We start from the raw sequence: 4,468 nt of genomic DNA, 5'->3' as shown, positions 1-4,468 counted from the left end.
CCATGCCCCTTGCCCGCAGAGCCGCCCCCGCCCTGCTGACCGCCGTCGCCGCCGTGGCCGTCCTCGCCGCACCCGCCGTCGCCGGCCCGGTGGCGCCCGTCCCCGCCGGCTGCACCGGATCCGCCCCCGTGATCTGCCACTTCGACGTGGCCCCCGGCACCTACCGCGTCACCGCGCGCATCGGCGGCGTCACCGAGGGCCGTACGACGGTCATCGCCGAGACGCGGCGCACCGTACTCGGCGAGACGCCGACCGCCGCCGGACATCAGGTGGTCCGGACGTTCACGGTCAATGTGCGCGAGCCCGAGGGCGAACCCACCGGGGCGAGCGGCAGTCCCGGCCTCGACCTCGCCTTCGACGGCCCCGCCCCGCTCCTCGCGGGCCTGCGCGTGGCTCCGGCGCCGCGCACCCCGCAGCTGTTCCTGATCGGAGACTCGACCGTCTGCGACCAGCTCGGCAGCCCCTACACGGGTTGGGGCCAGGAACTCCCGCAGTACCTACGGGCCGGCATATCCGTCGCCAACTACGCCGACTCCGGCGAGAGTTCGCAGACGTATCTCGACCAGCCCCAGCTCTTCCCGACGGTCCGCCCGCTGATCCGCCGGGGCGACACCGTGCTCATCCAGCTCGCCCACAACGACAAGCAGACGACCGAGGCGGACTACCGCGCCAACCTCACCACGATGATCGGGGCGATTCGCGCCGAAGGCGGCCGGCCCGTGCTCGTCACCCCGATCGTCCGGCGCTGGTTCAACGCCGACGGCACGCTGGACAACGGCACCGCGCTCCTGGTCAACGGCCTCGGGGTCGATCTGCCCGCGCAGATCCGCCTGCTGGCCGCCGAGCACGACGTCCCGCTCGTCGACCTGACCGCCCTCACCAGGCAACGGGTCGAGGAGCTCGGCCCCGACGCCTCCAAGGCGCTCTACCTCACCGACGAGAAGCGCGACAACACGCACACCTCGGAGCGCGGGGCCACGGAGTACGCGGCCATGGTCCGCGACGCGCTGCGTGACCAGCACCTGCTGCCGGGCCGTCTGTTCCGCTGACCGGGCCTGCCCTGCCCGGGCCGGAGCCGGGGCAGGGCAGGAGGCGGGCTCGGCCCCCCTGCCCTGCCCGGGCCGGAGCGGGGGCAGGGCAGGGGGGCGGGTTCAGCCCAGCGGTGCGAACACGAACGAGAACTCCGCCGGCTCCGCGTCGAGCCGGTGCTCCGGCAGCACGCCCGGCCCGCACGACTGCGAGCCGATGCCCTGCAGCGCGTGGTCCAGGTTGACCCAGACACGGTCCCCGGCCACCAGATCCGGCGCATGCTCCGCCGCGTCCAGCTGCTCGCTCGTCCAGCGCCGCGCGGTGAACCAGAACGGCGTGCCGCCCTCGGCCCGCAGCCCCGCACCGCCGGTGTCCTTGAGCTCCGCCCACCGGACGTCGGCCCGGGCTCCGTTCTCCTGAGGCCGGACGTAGGGGGTCTGGAGCGCGTCCACCCCCATCTCCCACGTCCCGAGCATCGCGGCGGCCCGGGTGTCCGGGTACGCCTCACCCGGTCCGCCGCCGGTCCACCGCGCACCGCCGTACGCCGCGGGCAGCGCGAACCGGATCCCGAGCCGGGGCAGCGGCACCCGCCAGTCGCCGTCCGGCACCACGGACACCGTCAGCCCGAGACGGCCGCCGGCGGCCGTCCACCTGTAGGTGGTCCGCAGGCCCAGGTCCCAGCCCGCCGGGGCCACCCGGGTCCGCACCGTCAGCGCGTCCCCGTCCGCCTCGACCGCGTCGACGCGGTGCCGCATCCGGTGCAGCCCCAGCTCCCGCCAGCGCAGCCCGTACCGCTCGTCCGGCTGCCAGGCCGCCCCGTTGTCGTTGTCGGTGGGTGCCCGCCACACGTCCAGCCGCAGCCCCTCCACCGGAACGTCCCCGATGCGCACCGGTACCCCGGTCGCCGCGTCGAACACGCCCGGCCCGAGGGTGATCAGGCCACCCGCGCGCACCGGACGCTCGCCGGCCGCCGGAGCCGGGACGGCCCGCACGCCCGTCTCCACCTGGCCCCAGGCCACCACGTGCCCGCGCTCGCCCCACGCGGTGTCCCCGGCGAGCACCGCCCGTACGGTCCACAGGCCGTCGCCCGCGGAAGCGGCGTCCGGTGCCACCTCCGCCGAGGCGCCCGGAGCGAGCTCCGGCACCGCCAGGGTGCCCGAGGCCACGACCGTGCCGTCCACCTCGTGCGACCAGACGAACTCGAGGTGCCCCAGCCCGGCGAAGTCGTAGCCGTTGGTGACCGTGAACGTACCGGCCGCGGAGCCCGGGCCGATCCGCACCGGCTCGATGACCTTCTTGTACTCGACGAGCCCGGGGGAGGGCGTGCGGTCGGGGAAGAGCAGGCCGTCGCAGACGAAGTTGCCGTCGTGCAGCTCCTCGCCGAAGTCCCCGCCGTACGCGAAGCCGTGCTCGGGGTGGGCGAAGCCGTGGTCGATCCACTCCCAGACGAAACCGCCCTGAAGACGCTCGTACCGCTCGAAGAGCCGCTGGTACTCGCTCAGACCGCCCGGCCCGTTGCCCATGGCGTGCCCGTACTCGCACATGACGAAGGGCATCGCACGCCGCCGGGCGTCGAGTTCCGGATCGGCCAGCGGCTCCTCCGCCCGCTTGCCGATGAGTTCGACCTCGGCATGCGTCGGATACATCCGCGAGTACAGATCGACGTCCTCGCAGGAGAGGTCGCCCTCGTAGTGCAGCAGCCGCTCCGGGTCCCGGCCCCTGATCCACTCGGCCATCGACGTCAGGCCGCTGCCCGAACCGCACTCGTTGCCCAGCGACCAGATGATGACGGAGGCGTGGTTCTTGTCGCGCTCGACCATGCGGGCCGCCCGGTCGAGCAGGGCGGGGGTCCACCGCTCGTCGTCCACCGGGTTGCCCCGCCACTCCAGGTCGACGAAGCCATGTGTCTCCAGATCGCACTCGTCGATCACCCAGAGGCCCAGCTCGTCGCACAGGTCGAGGAAGGCGGGGTGCGGCGGATAGTGGCTGGTCCGTACGGCGTTGATGTTGTGCTGCTTCATCAGCACCAGATCGCGCCGCATCGTCGACGCGTCGACGGCCCGGCCCGTCTCCGGGTGGAACTCGTGCCGGTTCACCCCGCGGAACAGCAGCCGCCCGCCGTTGACCTTGATGACGCCGTCCTCGACCACGACCGTACGGAAGCCGATCCGCAGCGGGATCCGCTCGCCTGCCGTGACCAGCTCCGCGTCGTACAGCCGGGGTGTCTCGGCGGTCCACGGCTCGACCGGCAGCGTCACGGAAGCGCCCGAGGCGATGTCGACACCCAGCTCGGGCACCAGGACCCGGCCGTCCGCCCCCTCGCACTCCACCAGCAGCGTGCCGGAGCCGTCCCGGTGGTCGTAGCCCGCGTGCACGAAGAAGTCCCGGGGCGCGCCGTCCGGGCGGTGGACCAGAGTCACCTCACGGAAGATGCCCGGCAGCCACCACTGGTCCTGGTCCTCCAGATAGCTGCCCGACGACCAGGCGTGCACCCGTACCGCGAGGACGTTCTCGCCGGGGTTCAGCAGATCGCCCACGGCGAACTCGTGCGGCAGCCGGGACCCCTTGAAGTCGCCCAGTTCCCGTCCGTTGAGCCAGACCCGGGCGCAGGACTCCACCCCTTCGAACCGGAGCACCAGCTCGCCGTCCTGCGGGCGGTCGCCGGGCAGCGTGAACGTCCGCAGATGGTCGCCCGTCGGGTTCTCGGACGGTACCCGCGGCGGGTCGACGGGAAAGGGGTAGACGACGTTCGTGTACGCGGGAGCGCCGCCGGCCCCCTGGAGCACCCAGTGACCGGGCACCGCGACCGTCCCCCACTCCGAGGCGTCGAACCCCGGCCGGGCGAACGACTCGTCCTCGGTGGCCGCCCGGGGTGAGAGCCGGAACGCCCACTCGCCGTTGAGGGACATCCGCCAGGCGTCGGACGTCGCGTACCAGGACCGCGGCGCGAGGCCACCGGTACCCGGGCTCGGGTCCTCGTACCAGGGCAGCGTGTCGGTTTCGGTGCGGCTCATGCTTCTCCTCGCTCGGAAACGCCCTTCTCCGGAGCGACGTTAACTACGAATGAACCGTTTCAACAAGGGTCCGGGGCTACCGGGCCGGCCGGCCGGGGCTGATGGCGGCGAGCGCCCCGCCACCGGCACGAGCGACAGCGCACCGGCCGGGGCCTCGGGTACCGGCACAGCGCCCGCGAGGAGCGCGCCGGCCACCGGGCCCCGAACGGACTCACCGCCTCCGGGGAGGCGGTGAATCCGGGCCCCCGTGCCTCGGCGGGCGCGGCGGCGCCGTCCTGCGAAGAGTGGCTGTGAACGCGGCCGCAGGACCTCGCGCCGGAGCGAGGTGCCGGACCGCTTCCGCCCCGGTCGCGGCGCGGCAACGCAAAATGCCGATCAGGATCTCTCCTGATCGGCATGTGCTCTGTGTCCGAGGGGGGACTTGA

The 4,468-nt window shown here is 73.4% G+C and carries 2 protein-coding genes; one reads left to right on the top strand and one right to left on the bottom strand.

All coding sequences use genetic code 11. The features are described 5' to 3' along the window. Nucleotides 1-2: 2 nt before the first annotated feature. Nucleotides 3-1,049 carry a rhamnogalacturonan acetylesterase gene (locus JGS39_RS36985; RefSeq protein WP_219574149.1) on the top strand — a complete coding sequence of 349 codons (1,047 nt, stop codon included), beginning with the start codon at nt 3-5 and terminating at the stop codon, nt 1,047-1,049. Between the two features lie 102 nt (nt 1,050-1,151). Here JGS39_RS36985 and JGS39_RS36980 read toward each other — a convergent pair whose 3' ends face one another. Beyond that, complete coding sequence (locus tag JGS39_RS36980; protein ID WP_219574148.1) at nt 1,152-4,043, bottom strand: glycoside hydrolase family 2 TIM barrel-domain containing protein; 2,892 nt, start codon at nt 4,041-4,043, stop codon at nt 1,152-1,154. Nucleotides 4,044-4,468 lie beyond the last annotated feature (425 nt).

Source organism: Streptomyces poriferorum, from assembly GCF_019399235.1.
Classification (GTDB): domain Bacteria; phylum Actinomycetota; class Actinomycetes; order Streptomycetales; family Streptomycetaceae; genus Streptomyces; species Streptomyces poriferorum.
The sequence above is the reverse complement of the archived record's forward strand: the minus strand, read 5'-3'. Positions and strand labels throughout refer to the sequence as shown.